Source organism: Butyrivibrio sp. WCD3002 (assembly GCF_000424265.1).
In the GTDB taxonomy this organism is placed as follows: Bacteria; Bacillota; Clostridia; order Lachnospirales; family Lachnospiraceae; genus Butyrivibrio.
On record NZ_AUJO01000034.1, the window covers coordinates 1 to 16,101 of the forward strand.

Here is a 16,101-nt window from a genome sequence, read left to right on the forward strand (position 1 = left end):
GGCCGCGTAAATTTACCTACGGAAATAAAAGGTTAGAATCCACCAAAGAAGCTCTGATAAAAAATCAGGCTTTTGAAATATTGGTTTTATATTACGCTTTTGATTTCCTTATGGCAACCCTACGCTTAGTCCTCTTGTATGTTTTTGAGCTGAGGAAAATATGTATGTCAAGGGCATGCCTCTTAGAGGTGCTTTGCACCCTTGACATACATATTTCCTCTGCTTTCCGGTTGATCAAGAGGACTAAGCTCAATAATGCATCTCCAATGCCTTATAATCCAGCGATGTGATGATTGATGCATAGTTTTTTCTTTATCTCTGATGGAAGCGTTCCCTGTATAGCAGCCATATACTTCCCAAGCTCATAGTGTCTGTTCTTTTCAGATTTCATTACCTCTGTAGGTGAGAAATATGACATCTCATAACCTGCAGCATCTTTTAATTCTTCTCTTTGGAACTTAGCTAGTTCAAGCATATCTCCACCGTTGTAGAAGTATGCTCTGAGCCTTCCCATTTTTCCTGCTCCACACTTGCTCCATCCCATCGGCCTTGAGCTCATTCGTGATGATAAAACATGGCTCACATGTCCTTCAGCGCTACACCCTGGTAGTTTTCTTCTATTACTCAGCCTGACTTTGCATGGCATCCAGTTATCAAGGATATATTTTCTTCCTTCTTCAATGCTCGAAGCCTGCTTTTTATCACCGGCTTCAAGATACTCCTTTATCATGTCCACGTATGAATTAAAGTCATTCTTAGTCTTTTGCATGATGATCTTTCGGAGTTCTGAAATAGCATCCCACTGACTATCCTGGAGATGGCTGGTAATCTTTCCAAGGTACTTCTGCATATGAAACTCATCCATTGTCACTATGACTCCGGAAACATTTTTCTTCCCAGCTTCAATCCATGCACCACCATCGCCATTTATGTATATCTTTTCGATACGACTCATATCATAGTGTGTATCTATATATGCGTAGATGCGCTCCCAGAAGGCATCGTTTGTCTCACTGGTACTGTCAGAGCAAAAGTAATGAGGATTGATAAGCCTATGTCTCTTACTCTTTGGGGATTCATTTTCAATACCTTCATAGACATAGACTAGCTTTTCTATCATGCTGTTATACTTATAACCATTTTCACCTTTGATCAGATCACCCTTTTTCTCCTTGAACTGGAGCGATACATGATCCTCGTCAGCATCTATGTACAGGAACTGTACGAATTTCTTATCTACCAACACTTCATCTTCGGGTGAAAACTGCAATGCATGTATTTTCTTCATCACGGTCTGTTTACTGACAGAATCGAGTATGCTTGTTTTTTCTCCGCCTCTTCGATATGAAGTCTGAACTGTTTCTTCTAAAAGCCTTGCTTCTGCGTCCTCTGTCATTCTTTCATGAGGATCCATCCCCATGAGCATATCTATGATATAAGAGCGTTTTCCTTCTGCTTTGTTTTTGAACAAAGTCTTGTTGTAATTAACGCTACCAAGGGATGTTATAAGCTGCTTGGCCTCGTGTCTGTCCACCACCCATGAAAGCTTTCTCATCTCACTTTCTGTGATCATCTGATCCAGATATCCAAGCGTCTCCTCTATCATTCTTATACCAGCCTTATGAAGCTCATCTGTCAGCTTAGTAATGTAGGATGCGATATCTGAGGGATCTTTCAAAAAATCATCCTCAAGCCTTTCAAAAACTGGTACACATTCCTCGTTAAAATACTGTATACTTTTTACCATGGAGAACACCTCTGTCTTTTATAGTTTGGTTTAGTCACCTTTAACTTTATCAGACTTTGGTGTTCTCTTGTGTTTTATTTAATCCGAGTGAAAATTTACGCTAGCGAGGGTACATGCTTTTCATCAAGAGCAATTACGAAAATCAAGGAGATTTCCGCACTTATGACATTTATAGAAGCACTAGAAAGTGAAAACATAGATCAGATTCGAACCTTTCCCAAGGCAGATCTGCATAATCATTTTGTACTTGGTGGAAGCAGAGAATATATCTTAGAAAAAACAGGATATGAAATAAAGCCCATATCAGAGCCATTAAAATCCATGAGTGAAATGGATGCCTGGAGCGGTAAATATATCGGAGATCGTTTCAATAGCAGTGAAGGAAGAAAGCTCCTCATTGAGGCCACGTTTTATCAGGCAAAAAAAGACGGTGTCACTATACTGGAAATAGGCGAAGATGTGTGGGGCCTTGGTGCATTTTTCAATAATGATATTGAAGAATTAATTAATGCGTTTAAGGATGCAAAAGACCGCATTGCGCCTGAGATAGAGCTGCGCCTTCAAATAGGATTATCCCGTCATTGTTCCATAGATTACCTATTGGATTGCCTTTCACATTTCTGGGGACATAAGGAATTCTATTCCATAGATCTCTACGGTGACGAACTGGCTCAGCCCATTGAGAACTTCATCCCAATCTATGAAATAGCCGCCGAAAATGGACTTTTGCTAAAAGCCCATGTTGGTGAATGGGGAACAGCGAAGGATATCATCACTGCCATTAATGCACTGCACCTTAACGAAGTTCAGCATGGAATAGCTGCAGTGCATGACGAAAACGTAATAGATTATCTAAAAGAGCACAAAATCAGGCTAAATATAACGCCCTCCAGCAACGTTCTGCTGGGCCGCGTACCTTATATGGCACAGCACCCAATAGCAAAACTCCATCGCAGCGGCGTCGATGTTACCATTAACTCTGATGATGTACTCATTTTTGATTCAGACGTTTCAAGTGAATATCTAAGGCTGTATCAGTCGGGTTGCTTAACAGCTGAGGAGCTTGATGAAATCAGGCTAAAAGGTCTTGGAAAAATTTAAGCTATATCCTGCATTTTCAGTCCTTTATAAGTATTAATTCTATCAACTATTCTGTCTGTGCAGATATCTATAAACTCAAGCATCTGCTCAGCTGTGCAATACTTCCTCCCGTCTGCCATGAAAGCTTTTTACCATCATATATCGCAATGCCATCTGAAGACTCCTGCCAGATATCGATAAAAATCTTATCAAAACCATTTATTTCTTCAGGTAGATCATCTTTTCCGAAAAATCTGTGCTCAAAAACTTCTTCGGAATCATTTTTTATTTCACCAAAAAACTCATTTGTCCAAAAGACAACGGCGGAAGTATAGCAGATATCTCCGTTTGGATAGGTGATAAATCTGTCAGGTCCGTTGCAGATAGCCCGCAGCCTAAGCTCCCCAAGCTCAATCCCGGCTTCTTCCCTGGCTTCTCGCCTTGCCACATCCTCGAAGTTCTCACCAAGCTCCATTCCGCCCCCGACAATTCCCCACATACCATTGTCCTTACGCTTCTGAAGCAGGATCTCGCCCTTATCATTTTCGATAATGGTGCCTACGCCAATTGTGATAAGCGGCGCATGTCCTACATGCTTACGAAGAGCCTTTATATAGCCGCCTTCGTTTTTGTAGCTTTCAACATATTCCAAGGCATTCATACCAGCTTTTCCTTTCACAGTTTTATTTAATACCTTAGTGAAAGGATAAAGCCTGCCCCAAGGGCGAGGTCAACACATCTTTTTTGACCAGGCACTGATTTCTTAAATGAGATTGGCATTATGTCATCACTTTTTAATAAAAGTCTGAACAACATGGTTGGAATAGCCCATAAGATCAGGTCTCTCTGCCGTTGCAATAAGATACTGTATCCACTCATTGTATGAAGCTTCAGACATATTGTTGACTGCCTCGCGAATAACCTGTGATAAGCCGTCCTGTGCAAAGCGTGGACCCTTTGTGACAGGAATACTCTCGCATACCTTATCCGTTAATTCGTCTATAGTAGCTATGGCGTGAAGGAATATTGATGATCCGGTGTTCTCCGTAACCTGAGCAGTTTCCCTTATATAACCGATTTCATTTATCTCCTCCGCAGGATTTTCACTTTGGAAAATATACTCAATAAGCGGAGCATCCTGAAGTACAAAGGCGACAAATATTGGAGCGCCTTTCTTTGCAACTCTGGCAGCTTCTTTTATTGCTGCAACTCTGTCCTCAAATTTATGAAGGTGGTAAACCGGGCCCATCAGCAGCACAAGGTCATAGCTATCATCCGGAAACTTATGCAGATCAATGGCATTTCCCTGATAGACATTTACATTTTCCGATTCCTTAAAAAGCTCTTTCATCCTTGAGACATTATCCTCATGAAAGTCTATGGTATCCACAAAATAGCCTTCCTCAGAAAGTGCTTTGGTGTATGCGCCGCATCCTGCTCCAATATCAATGACCTTTGCGCCTTCCTTGATGAATTTATGGATGTAATGCATCGTTAATATGAACTCAGTTTCATTTGCCTTGGTGTATGTCAGACGTCCCTCCTCAAAACCGCCTGCATACTGCCTCTGATAAATTTCGTCCAATTCTTTTCCATTGATACTCATCTTCAAAAACTTCCTCTTTTCATACGAAATAAAAAAGCACATCAGTTGGAATAGTATCCGTCCGGTGTGCTTTCATAACAGTCATTCTTATGATAAACCTACACAGACAGATAAGACCTATCGGCTTATAGCTGTGTAAGTGACTTCGCTATAAGCAAATATGTCTGTTCATCATCTCCATGTAGTTAACCATGTAACGCTGTTTCATAAGTGCTCCTTAAAAATTTATTGTAGTAATGATAACGTGAGAGTATTTCCTTGTCAAAGGATTTATTTATAACAGTGAACAAAAGTACTATCAATATCCACCACAATATTGCCGTCTTTTTCAATCATTCTGTCAAAGCATTCCATCAATTTGTCCTTAACAGAAAGAAGATATTTATTGCCCTCCTGATATCTTTTTAGCAGCCTTTCAAACAACAGCTCAGAGTCATCATAGGTAAGAGGGCAGGGAAGATGTACTCGTTCTACCTTTGAAAAGTCGTCTGATATCAGCTTCAAAAATTCCTCTTCTCTTCTGTTTAGCTCGTTTTTCCTTTTGGTAACACAGGTCTTATCAAAACCGTTTTCATCAAAAAATCTTTCCCAATTATCGTGTTCTATGCCTGTACCGAAATAGGTAAATGAAAGTAACCCACCTGGAGTAAGGACTTCTGATGCCTTTTTTATAATAATCTCAGGATGCTCAAAATAGGTAAGAAGGTAATGAACTACAATTTTGTTATAGCTCTTCTTCCCGATCTCATTCCAGGTATCCTCTCGCTCAAGATCGCTGAATATCATGTTGATCTCAGTTCCCTCGGGAAGCGTACTCTTCTGCTCTTCCAAAAACTCAGCAAAATCATCAGCCCAGCTCTCATGGATATCCACACCATCCACAAGGAAGTTCTCAGGGATCCTGTCCCAGTTTTCTCGCCACAAAAGGCCGTAGCTGCAACCAAGATCAAGAACCTTATCACCCTCACTAAACCCGAGAGAATCAAATATCTTTACATACCACTCTATGCCGTCAGCAGCATGACTTGAAGCATACCATCTGCGCTCATCCTGCCCCTGGGCCATCTCCATCTTCCTGATGGTATCTGCAACATTATCCCAGTCTGGATCTTCACTGAGCCTTGCCAATGCGATTTTTATGCAATCTGCAGCCTTTTGCATCTCATAGATTCTTTTTTCCATAAGCTCAAGCTGGTTCTTTAGCGTCGCTTCAATGGTTTCCTGCTCGTTGTTCTCAAGATTACTCTTTATCTCATCAAGACTAAAGCCAACGTGCTTAAGTGCTATGATCTTTTCCAGCACCATAAGTGAGTTTTTGTCATAGAGTTTGTAATTTCCCTCAGAATATCCAACTGGTCGCAGCAGGCCTTTTTCATCATATATTCGAAGTGCCTTTTGTGAAACTCCCGCTATTCTAGCCATTTCCCCGGTTGTCATGCTCTCTTTCATAAAATGCCCTTAACGCTCCTGTTTATTCGCCTGTGTATGTTCTTGTGTAGTAGACTCTGCTTATAACCTTGATAACTGCCATTATAGACAGAGCACCGATTATTGAAAGTGCTGCCTCTGTGCTGACAAAAACAGCGACAACTATCGATAATAATGCAGCTAAAACAGTACCGAATTTAAGAGCAGCCTTGCCTGCAAGAGCTTCTATCTTGATTTCGCGCTCATCATTCATCTCATTGTAAAGACGAGCAAGCTTTTTCTCATCCTTAAGTGCTGCGTAGTTCTTAACAAGAAGTGCCACGAGAAGAAGATCCATGGCGATCACAACACCTGTAACAAATCCCTGTACGAAATCTCCCTGTGCCTGAGTTTTAGCCAGTGCAACAACGGAGTCTCTTCTCATGATTAAACCAAATGCATTTGTAAGGCAGATCAATCCTAAAAGTGCCTTATTTCTATTTGTTATTGTCTCTCTCATTTTCTCTACACGCTTATCCATAATTAATCCTCATCCTCCAGATTCTCAAAATCGAATACTTCTTCAATAGTTAAGTTAAAATGATGTGCAATCTTGTAGGCCAGAACCAGTGACGCTGTGTACTTCCCAACCTCTATGGAGGTAATGGTCTGTCTGGTGGTTCCTACGATATCTGCCAGCTCTGATTGCGAGAGCTTGTTGGCCTTTCGCAGTTCCTTAATATTGTTTTTCATTGATCCCCTCTGATGTCTTTCTATTTTTGCCCTTGTTGTTGCCAAGTTAACTTTGCAAATTTAGTATAGTAAACTTTGCATAATATGTCAAGCGCACTTTGCAAAAAATGCAAAATAAACTTTGCAGCAAAAAAGAAGGCCGACGGCGACCTCCTTATTTTCCTATGGTAATCACTACAGCTGTGATGATATATTTATAAATAACGGAAACTAATTTTATTGCATACGTAAACAGTAGGAGGAATATGGCTATGAATGAAAACATCGTAAAGCGAAACGACCTTCTGTCCACCAAAATAATCGAGGGTCTTAAATCAAGAAACATGTCAGGCTACTATGCCAAAACAAAAGAGGAAGCTCTGGAGCTGGCTCTTAAGCTCATACCCAAAGGAAGCAGCGTAACCATGGGCGGCGCCATGAGTGCACATGAAATCGGTCTTGTTGATGCCCTGCAAACTCCTGATTACAACTTCATCGACAGAGATAAGGCAGAAGATAAGCGTGCTGCCATGCTTGCTGCATATGACGCAGATGTATTTTTATCAAGTGCCAATGCCATGACCGATGACGGCATTCTTATAAACATAGACGGCAACGCAAACAGAGTATCAGCCATCGCTCAGGGACCTAAAAAGGTTATCTTCATCGTAGGCATGAACAAGGTTTGCCCTGATATTGACAGTGCCATGAAAAGAGCTCGAAATGTAGCTGCTCCCATAAATGCCCAGAGATTTGGCTTATCCACTCCCTGCGCTAAAACCGGAAAGTGCATGGACTGCAAATCTCCAGACACCATCTGCTGTCAGTTCCTCATGACCAGATATTCAAGACATGAAGGCAGAATCCATGTAATCCTTGTGGATGACAACCTGGGATTCTAATTATTGAACCTGTGGGCGTAGTTTCCTTAAATTTCCCTGGCATTCTTTTTCATAAAATATCCAAGTAACATGGGTTGGAAAATGAAAATAAGGAAAAAAGCGACAACTACGCCTATTGTTAATCCTTTTACAAACATCGGACCAAATGAAAGCTGCGCCATTCCGCCACTCTGGATCATGACCATCTTGTAGAAAAATGCTGTCATGGCAAGAGTGATTATAGGAGTATAGATAAGGTCAGATATAAGACTCTCGACTACGCGTGTTCCGATTTTCCCTCTTTCAAGTTTGCATTTCCTGCATACATCCGCAGTAATTTTCCCAACAGGCACTACAATTCCAATAATAACGCTGATAACCCCACTTAGTACGAAGGCAATCAGGAAGGATGGCAACGTAAACTTGCCTGATGCCAGCGTCTCAACCAGTGATAAGCTAAAGCTCATAAGGATTCCCATAGCAATTCCCATCTGTCGTCCAATTTTTTTCATTTGCTCTTCCATGCTAACCTCCTGTATTTTCCTCATGTTATTGTATGTAGTTACAGTGTCAGAATTCCTCCGGATGTTTTTTATAATGCATCATCATGGTGGCTGTGAGGCTCAGATCGCTGGCCTCCTGACCAATTTCCTCCCTTGGCACCCACTCAGCTCTTGCAAGCTCATCCTCATCCATGCGAACCTTCTCATCTCCGTCAAGCTCGCAGAAAAATCCAAGCAAAAGATTTGAATCAAAGCCCCAGGGCTGACTTGCAAAGTATCTTATATTCTTTACCTTAAGGCCGACTTCCTCCATAACCTCGCGCCTTACCGTATCCTCAGCAGTTTCGCCTATCTCGCAAAATCCTGCAATGAGAGCATTCCCTTTATATTCCCTTCCTGCATATCTGGTCATCATGATCTTGTTTCCATTTGTTAGACCTACTATGACCGCAGGACAGATTTTTGGATAGATAACATTTCCGCAGGAAGGACATTTTACAGCCCTCTCCTTATCAAAAATCTCAGTCTCATGACCGCATCTGCCGCAAAACCTGTTGTCCCTGTACCAGACATAAAGATGATATGCCGTCATCCCCGCAAAACAAAGATAGCCCGGATCCGCTCCTCGCAGGACTCTGATGGTTTCGTATTTGAATTTTGTTTTTTCAGGGCCATCCTCGGGAGTCTCGTCACATTCCTCGGGATATAGGAAAAACCTGGTATCATCTATGGCAAAAAGATAAATCAGTTTTTCCGCATCCACGCTGATCTCACTGTATTTGGGGCATCTTACTTCCCCGCTCTCAAAAAGAACACATAAGAGCTTCCTGTCCCTAAACGAAAAGATAATGTCGTCAGGGCCAGGAAGCTCCTTTTTATATTCATTATGAAAAACTCTCGGTGCAATATCCTGTATCATAATGTATCTCGCTTTTTTATTTTATTATACTATGCATCACATCTCGTCAGAAACCTGGAAAACATAAAACTTCAAATAGTAGGAAGCGTCATTTGACCAAAGAATCGGATGATCCGCTGCCTGCTGCCTGAATTCCACCTGTCGCAGCAATTTGTGAGCGCTTCTGGCAGCCTCTCTGATTGTCTTTGCAAAGAGCTCTTCGTCCATGAAATGCGAACATGAGCAGGTTGCAAGAAAGCCTCCGTTTTTCACAAGCTTCATACCACGGATGTTGATCTCTCTATAGCCTGTGACTGCCTTTTTTATAGACGCTCTGGACTTGGTAAAAGCAGGGGGATCAAGTATGACTACATCATATTTCTCGCCCTTTCCTTCGAGCTCAGGTAAAAGATCAAATACATCTGCACACTGAAATCTGATGATATCCTCAAGACCGTTTAATCTGGCATTCTCCTCAGCCTGAGCACATCCTACATCTGATGCATCAACTGCAAGAACAGAGCTTGCTCCTGCAGCCGCACAGTTAAGGCCAAAGGAGCCTGTATGTGTAAAACAGTCCAGGACCTTCTTTCCTTTACAAAGAGAAGCAATAGCTCTTCTGTTGTTTTTCTGATCCAGGAAAAATCCGGTCTTCTGGCCATTTTCCACATCTACATAGTACTTTACGCCATTCTCCTCGATGAGAACTTTGGTATCAAAGGGTTCACCAATAAAGCCCTTGATCCTCTCAAGGCCTTCCTGCTCGCGAACCTTCGCATCGCTTCTCTCATAGATTCCGCGGATATTTACGCCGTCCTCTGAAAGAACCTTCTTGCATGTATCAAGGATAAGGTCCTTCATTTTATCGGTTCCAAGAGCAAGGGACTCGATTACGAGTACATCCGAAAACTTATCTATAGTAACTCCCGGAAGAAAATCGGCTTCACCAAAAACAAGACGGCATGAAAGCTTCTGTAATTTCTCTGCATCCGAAGCGCTATCTGCTTCCACATCTTTATATCCGTACAGCTCAGGATTCATGACAGCCTTGCGGTATTCCCATGCATTGCGGATCCTAGTCTCGATCAGTTCCTCATTCACAGGATGCTCTTTTCTTCTGGACATCATGCGAACTCTTATCTTGGAATTCGTATTTATAAAACCATAGCCCATGAAATATCCGTCATGGTCATGGACTTCGACGATATCTCCGTTTTCAAAGGTCCCTTCAACCCTGTTTATCTCATTATCAAAAACCCAGGCGCCGCCTGCCTTAATAGTGCGGCCCTCGCCTTTTCTAAGAATTACTGATGCATCTGAAATCTTTATTGAACTCATAATTACTACTCTTTCTTTGAAACTAACATTTACTCTATTTCTTCAGCTTGTGACAGCTGCGCCTAATCTAATGTCGTTACATGCTTCTATATCTGCGTATCGGCTCATTTGCCGATTCAATTCCTGCAGATCCGCCTACCTTCTCAACTATGCATGACGCTGTGGCACAGGCAAATTTCCCGCAGTCCTCCAGAGAAAAGCCTTCTGAGAGACCATATAAAAATCCAGCCGCAAAGCTGTCTCCGGCCCCCGTTGAATCAACCACTTTACATCCGGGAAAAACAGGAATTTCAAGCATATCATTGGCTGTCCTTATAAGGCAACCTCTTTTTCCGCGCTTTATTACCACGCAGCTTGCACCTTCATCTATAAATCTTCGGGCATTCTCTGCTGCGTCCTTATCCCCGGTCAGCATAGAAATCTCATCCTCGTTTGCAAGGAAGTAATCTATATGCGAAAGCAGGCAGGCAATATCTTTTAATTTCTCACCTTTTTTGGGCTTTGTGACATCCGTTAACAGTACTCGCTTTTTACCTGAAACAGGTTCTTTTATCTTACTAAAAACCCTAAGAAGCTCATCTATCCCAAGTAGAGGCGATACGAAAATACTGGCAAAGCTGACAATATCTGCCATCTGATCAATGTGCGGTGTGATATCATCCTCAAAAAGCTTCCTTAAACAGCTCTTTGGATCAGTCAGAAAATACCTCTCTCCTGCCTTATCCACAAGGACAATGTTTACAGATGAGGGATATTCATCCGAAATCTTAATATGCTCTGTGACTACTCCGTTTTCAGCTAAAAACTGAGCCGTTCGCTTCCCTGCATCATCGCATCCAAGCCTGGTTATAAGCTCCGACTTCTTCCCAAGCCTTGCCAAAACCACCGCTTCGTTAAGCGCATCGCCCCCAAAGGTCGTCTGTATATAATCCATCGGCACAGAACCAATCTCAAAAACCTCCGGCCCTACTGCCCCTGCCAGAACGTCCATCACCGCTGCACCAATTACCGTTACATCCACAGAATTACTCACAGTTTCCACACTGCCACCTTCTCAAAAATAATCTGCATACAAAATTAATATAGCATACCGCCACTATTTCTTACACCCATTATATCCCAAAATTCCTCCGTCCCTATTGACATCTAACATCATTTTATTGTATTATCATGTGTGCTGCGAAAGTCTTATGACTTCCGCTTTACATATAACGAAGTGTGGCTCAGTTTGGTAGAGCGCTGCGTTCGGGACGCAGAGGTCGCAGGTTCAAATCCTGTCACTTCGACTAATAAAAAAATCAGGTACCTTTAGGTATCTGATTTTTTTATTACTCAAATAACCGGTATTGTGCCTGCGACCTTATGCGTACTGAGCGCCCGTTCGGGTCGCAGAGGGCCCACGACGTCCAGTGGACGTCGGCTTTGGGCCGACCGGAGCGAAGCGGAGACCGCAGGTTCAAATCCGTACGTTTCGCAAGACCTTTATCCGTATAACTTTCGTTAATACTAATTTGTATCTATAAAATAAAAGACCGCGACTCTTTTTCCCCAGCGTCGCAGTTTTTCCACTATGGTTGGATCTTGTTAATCAAATTTCGCTTGATAAGATAGCTCTAAGGAAAATTTAATTTGTGTCACTATCGGAAAACATGACAAGTTATTCAGTCAAGTTTCGGTGCCTTCCAAATCCTATATCATCCACATCCCATCAAAATAATACTTACTAATTCTCGACAATAAAAAATCAGTTTACTCTGTGAATAGTAAAACCCTCTGCCATTGACAGAGGGTTTTGGTTTAGCTGCGAAGATTCCCACAATAGTTATCTGGAATACCGTAGAACATTTTAATGAAATCAGTGCTTCATATACTTATTTGTAAACTATCTTTACCTTTTTATTTGCTTTCTTAACTGCCTTTTCAATCTGCTTAGCAACCTTAGAATCCTTCTTTATGCCCCTTATTGTAACTTTCTTAAGCTTCTTCGTACCCTTGAATGCATTTTTGTTAACTTTCCTTAAATTTTTGGCATTAATGGTTACGTTTTGGATTTTCTTACCTGCAAATGCTTTTGCGCTGATTTCTGCAACAGGATACAATTTACCCTTCAATGCAACTGTCGCATCTATATTAATAGATTTCTTGTTTTTAACCGCTATAACAGAAACTTTAGTTGCATCGACAGAGGCCTTATATGTAATACCAGATGAATCTTTAAATACTTCATTCGGCTTTAGCCCATTCGTAGTATTTGCCTCAAGATTATCCGTACCCGCATTTGAATCATTACTCTCCTGTGTAGTAATATCATTCGAATTCACAACATTTATGCTACAAACTGCACTACCGAAATCCCAAGTATCCCCAGCTGTAACCTTTATTGTAGCATATCCTTCTGATATAGCTGTTATATTTCCTATCGAATCCACTGTAACTACACTTGGATCAGATGATCTCCAAATCAGTTTGTCTTTAGGTACATGATGTGGCATTATTTCTGCTGAAATAGTTTTCTTTTCACCTATATTCAAGTCCACACTATTATGATCAAGATGAACCGAAGCAAATTCTACATAAAGCGGAATATATGGCTCACAAAAATAACCATCAAATTCTATCTGACCATAATCCTTTTCAGTAGGATTTTTTGAAATATATGGATCCACATATATACACTTCGAAGGCAAAAAATCATAGTAAACACGCCATTCATCACCACAAACCTTGCACTTGTAATATGCCTGATATGGTCGCTGTTCAGGTGAAGGAAAAGCAAGCTCTACTATCTTTTGCATTTCAGATTGACATCGTTCGCATGTTTCTCTACCACTTGGATTCTCATCCTGGCCTTCTTTTTTCCAATGTGCATACAAGATATGGTCAGCAGCGATATTTACTAAGCTATCCGAAGTTATCCTTTCGCCACCAATATCAGAAGTGAACCATCCATCAAAAATTAGTCCATCTCTATTTTCAAGGTTTGGTAATTCACCATATTTAGCATCATATGTAACTTCTAGTTTTCTATCATTTGATTCCCCACCGTTCGAATCAAATGACACCCAGTACCTATTTGGACTCAAACTTGCATAGAGCCTGATATCGTTTGTAACTATATCTTTTTCAATGTCCCATTCCTTTTTCTCCCCACCATCTGTGATAGTGTACCATGAACCAATTGAGTACCCTTCTTCTACTCTGAATGTAATGCTGTTAACTACATCAACGTAAATCGGAGAATCATATTCAACTGTAACATCCGCTAAATACTCATTTGATGGCAAGTAAAACGAGACATTATATGTGCCATTATTAATTCGTCGATTATTAGCATTCCAATTATATGATCTAAGTAATCTGTTATTGGTTACTAATTCAGTTTTAATTTTCGAAGTACTTGCTATATAAAATACATTAGCCCCAATTGATTCTAAGCTATCTCCACTATACTCTATACGAGTCAAATTTTCACATTCCACAAATGCATTATCGTCTATTTGAGTAATAGCAGAAGGCAATTTAATCGAAGAAATACTATCACATTGCAAAAATGCTCCGTCACCAATTCTAGTAAGTCCTTCTGGCATTTCTGATATATTAATCTTTTTACAGTTAGCAAACGCCTTTTTCCCAATAGTTCTAATTCTTTTAGGCAATGATTCTAATGCTAATGATCCGCATCCTTCAAATGCTTTTTCTCCGATGAGAAAAACTTCATCATTAAGGTTTATTAACGAAAGTTTATCACAGTTATAAAATGCGCCTACCCCAATAGTTTTCACTGTTTTAGGAATTTTTACTTGTTCCAAATTTCTACAATATGCAAAAGAATATTCTCCTATACCTGCTACCACTGATGGCAATACTACTTTTCTAAGATTTGAACACCTGTAAAAAGTATAAGAAATTGTGCTGTATTCAGAAGAACCCAGTCCATCTATGTAAACACCGTCCATAATATTTACAGAAGTTATTCTTTCATTCTCTTTAAAAGTATCTTTTGATATATGAACTCTTAATTGTTTACCATCTATATATACATATGGAGGAACTACTACATCTTTATCCGTTCCAATATACTTTCCAAGGAAAATGATAGAGTCACCTAGTGTATAAGCATAATCTTTATACCATTCGTCTTCAAATACTGTTACTTCACGATTATCGCTACTCCAGTCATAAGCTTGTAAACTATAATTTGTTGTATGAAGCGTAGTTCGCGTTTGTTCTGAAACAAAAAACGCATTCTTTCCAATTTTACTTAATGAAATTCCATCATAGTATACTGAAGTTAATGATTTACACTCATAAAATGCACTTTCACCTATCGTCTTGAGTTCCCGTGGAAGCATGTCAATTGTCAATTTAGAACAACCACTGAATGCCCCAACTCCTATATCTACGATTTTTTCTGGTAATGAAATATCTTCCAAGTTTCGACATCCATAAAATGCATTCGATCCAATCGCTTTAATACCTACAGGAAGACTTATTGTTCTTAGATTCGCACATCCATAAAATGCATTGTCACAAATCCTATCAACAGATGAATAAATTAAAACTGTACGAAGTTTTTCACAGTTTTTAAACATTTTTTCACCTACTATTAAACTATCTGATGAAATTGTAACTTCTGTCAGATTAGTACAGTCATTGAATAATTGATCTGTATTACAAACTTCTACCCCATCTTCTATAACGACTTTCTCTACTTCTTCATTACCGGAAAACGTAGTGTTATTAAGGCACACTTTATATTCATCATAATGCCAATATGCTATTTTAGGAATGATACAAGATTTTTCTGAACCTATGTATTTATTTAAATAAATCTTATTACTGCTTTCATTAACAACATATTCATATCCTTTTATCCATTTACTAACGAGATGCTTTATTGTACGTTTAGAGCCATTCCAATCATATTCTGATAGAGCTTCACTCTCCGATGCCAAGGTCGTATCAATATTTTGAGATGAATAAAAAGCCTTTTCTCCAACATTTGATAACTCCGCTCCATTGTAGGTTATTTCCTTTATTGCATAGCAATTATAGAACGCCTGCTTTCCAATATCCTTTAGGCTATCTGGAAGTTTATTAATACTTATTTTATTACAATTATAAAACGCAACATTCCCTATAACCTGTAGCTTTGACGGCAACCTACCAATGTTCAATTTTTTGCAATTATAAAACGCATAGTCGCTAATACTTACAATACTATCTGGTATAGTAACCGATTCTAAATTTGCGCAATCATGGAACATATACGCATCAATACATGATAAGTCATCCGGCAAAACAACTTTTTTAAGTTCAGTACAACTATCAAACATACTCGTAGTATCAATTAAAGATACACCATTCCTAATGGTGACTGATTTTACTACGTTATTACTTTCAAATACAGCTTTATTTAAACTTATTTTTTTATAAACTTGTCCGTCTATATATGCGTCAGGATAGATAATTAAGTTTTCACTATTCCCATTATATTTTGTAAGTGTCAATTCTTTGCCATAGATGCTGTATGCAAAATCTTTACACCAACTCAAATCAGACTCTGTTATAAGTCGATTACTGCCTGTCCAATCATATGATTTTAAAGTCTTATTGTCTGTTAATAGATGAGTCTTCAAATTTGAGTTAACATAAAATGCTTTTTCTCCAACTCTACTTAAATCGCCCCCTGAATAACATATAAAATCTAATGCATTACACTTATAAAATGCCTTGGCACCAATAATTCTTAGCTTATTGGGCAAACATTCAAACACTAAATCAGAGCACCCACTAAAAGCCTCTTGTCCAATTTCGGTTATCCCATCTGAAAACTTTATTTCCCCAAGACCCTTACAATCAAAGAATGCTTTTGCCCCTATCTTTTTTAGATTCTGAGGCATACTCTC

The 16,101-nt window shown here is 39.8% G+C and carries 14 protein-coding genes and 1 tRNA gene; 4 read left to right on the forward strand and 11 right to left on the reverse strand.

Annotated features, from left to right (window positions below):
• Window positions 1–290: hypothetical protein (locus G608_RS23765; protein ID WP_035796063.1), on the forward strand; the 290-nt coding region annotated here is incomplete at its 5' end.
• Here the strand turns inward: G608_RS23765 and G608_RS0116940 are convergent.
• On the reverse strand, window positions 272–1,747 hold the full coding sequence (locus G608_RS0116940; protein WP_026496061.1) for an ISLre2 family transposase: 1,476 nt from the start codon (window positions 1,745–1,747) through the stop codon (window positions 272–274). The genes G608_RS23765 and G608_RS0116940 overlap by 19 nt on opposite strands.
• Window positions 1,748–1,909: 162 nt before the next feature.
• Between G608_RS0116940 and G608_RS0116945 the strand changes: the two genes are divergently transcribed.
• Window positions 1,910–2,848 carry an adenosine deaminase gene (locus G608_RS0116945; RefSeq protein ID WP_035796064.1) on the forward strand — a complete coding sequence of 313 codons (939 nt, stop codon included), beginning with the start codon at window positions 1,910–1,912 and terminating at the stop codon, window positions 2,846–2,848.
• A gap of 67 nt (window positions 2,849–2,915) precedes the next feature.
• Here the strand turns inward: G608_RS0116945 and G608_RS21660 are convergent, their stop codons facing one another.
• The 5 genes from G608_RS21660 to G608_RS0116975 form a co-directional block, all read right to left on the reverse strand.
• Window positions 2,916–3,488 carry an NUDIX hydrolase gene (locus G608_RS21660; protein WP_051209473.1) on the reverse strand — a complete coding sequence of 191 codons (573 nt, stop codon included), beginning with the start codon at window positions 3,486–3,488 and terminating at the stop codon, window positions 2,916–2,918.
• A 126-nt stretch (window positions 3,489–3,614) separates the two neighbouring features.
• The gene (locus G608_RS0116960) at window positions 3,615–4,433 is read right to left on the reverse strand and encodes a class I SAM-dependent methyltransferase (protein ID WP_026497004.1); all 819 of its coding nucleotides are present in this window, start codon (window positions 4,431–4,433) and stop codon (window positions 3,615–3,617) included.
• A gap of 270 nt (window positions 4,434–4,703) precedes the next feature.
• Window positions 4,704–5,882, reverse strand: a complete 1,179-nt coding sequence (locus G608_RS0116965; RefSeq protein ID WP_026497005.1) for a MerR family transcriptional regulator — start codon at window positions 5,880–5,882, stop codon at window positions 4,704–4,706.
• Between the two features lie 22 nt (window positions 5,883–5,904).
• On the reverse strand, window positions 5,905–6,381 hold the full coding sequence (locus G608_RS0116970) for a hypothetical protein (RefSeq protein WP_026497006.1): 477 nt from the start codon (window positions 6,379–6,381) through the stop codon (window positions 5,905–5,907).
• A 2-nt stretch (window positions 6,382–6,383) separates the two neighbouring features.
• A complete protein-coding gene (locus G608_RS0116975; RefSeq protein WP_026497007.1) occupies window positions 6,384–6,593 on the reverse strand; it encodes a helix-turn-helix transcriptional regulator in 210 nt (69 codons plus the stop codon).
• Between the two features lie 251 nt (window positions 6,594–6,844).
• On the opposite strand from G608_RS0116975, the gene G608_RS0116980 reads away from it, so the two are divergent.
• A complete protein-coding gene (locus G608_RS0116980; protein WP_026497008.1) occupies window positions 6,845–7,474 on the forward strand; it encodes a lactate utilization protein in 630 nt (209 codons plus the stop codon).
• Between the two features lie 26 nt (window positions 7,475–7,500).
• Here the strand turns inward: G608_RS0116980 and G608_RS0116985 are convergent, their stop codons facing one another.
• The 4 genes from G608_RS0116985 to G608_RS0117000 form a co-directional block, all read right to left on the reverse strand.
• Window positions 7,501–7,977, reverse strand: a complete 477-nt coding sequence (locus tag G608_RS0116985; RefSeq protein WP_051209475.1) for a hypothetical protein — start codon at window positions 7,975–7,977, stop codon at window positions 7,501–7,503.
• A gap of 46 nt (window positions 7,978–8,023) precedes the next feature.
• Window positions 8,024–8,875, reverse strand: coding sequence for an NAD(+) diphosphatase (gene nudC, locus G608_RS0116990; RefSeq protein WP_026497010.1), 852 nt, complete (start codon window positions 8,873–8,875; stop codon window positions 8,024–8,026).
• Window positions 8,876–8,911: 36 nt separating this feature from the next.
• On the reverse strand, window positions 8,912–10,192 hold the full coding sequence (locus G608_RS0116995) for a class I SAM-dependent rRNA methyltransferase (protein WP_035796065.1): 1,281 nt from the start codon (window positions 10,190–10,192) through the stop codon (window positions 8,912–8,914).
• 76 nt (window positions 10,193–10,268) lie between these two features.
• Window positions 10,269–11,234, reverse strand: a complete 966-nt coding sequence (locus tag G608_RS0117000) for a carbohydrate kinase family protein (RefSeq protein ID WP_026497012.1) — start codon at window positions 11,232–11,234, stop codon at window positions 10,269–10,271.
• Between the two features lie 170 nt (window positions 11,235–11,404).
• Between G608_RS0117000 and G608_RS0117005 the strand changes: the two genes are divergently transcribed.
• A tRNA-Pro gene (locus tag G608_RS0117005) sits at window positions 11,405–11,478 on the forward strand.
• 585 nt (window positions 11,479–12,063) lie between these two features.
• On the opposite strand, the gene G608_RS21665 is transcribed toward G608_RS0117005, so the two are convergent.
• Window positions 12,064–16,095 (reverse strand): leucine-rich repeat protein, encoded by a 4,032-nt coding sequence (locus G608_RS21665; RefSeq protein WP_035796068.1) that lies wholly within the window; start codon window positions 16,093–16,095, stop codon window positions 12,064–12,066.
• Window positions 16,096–16,101: the final 6 nt, after the last annotated feature.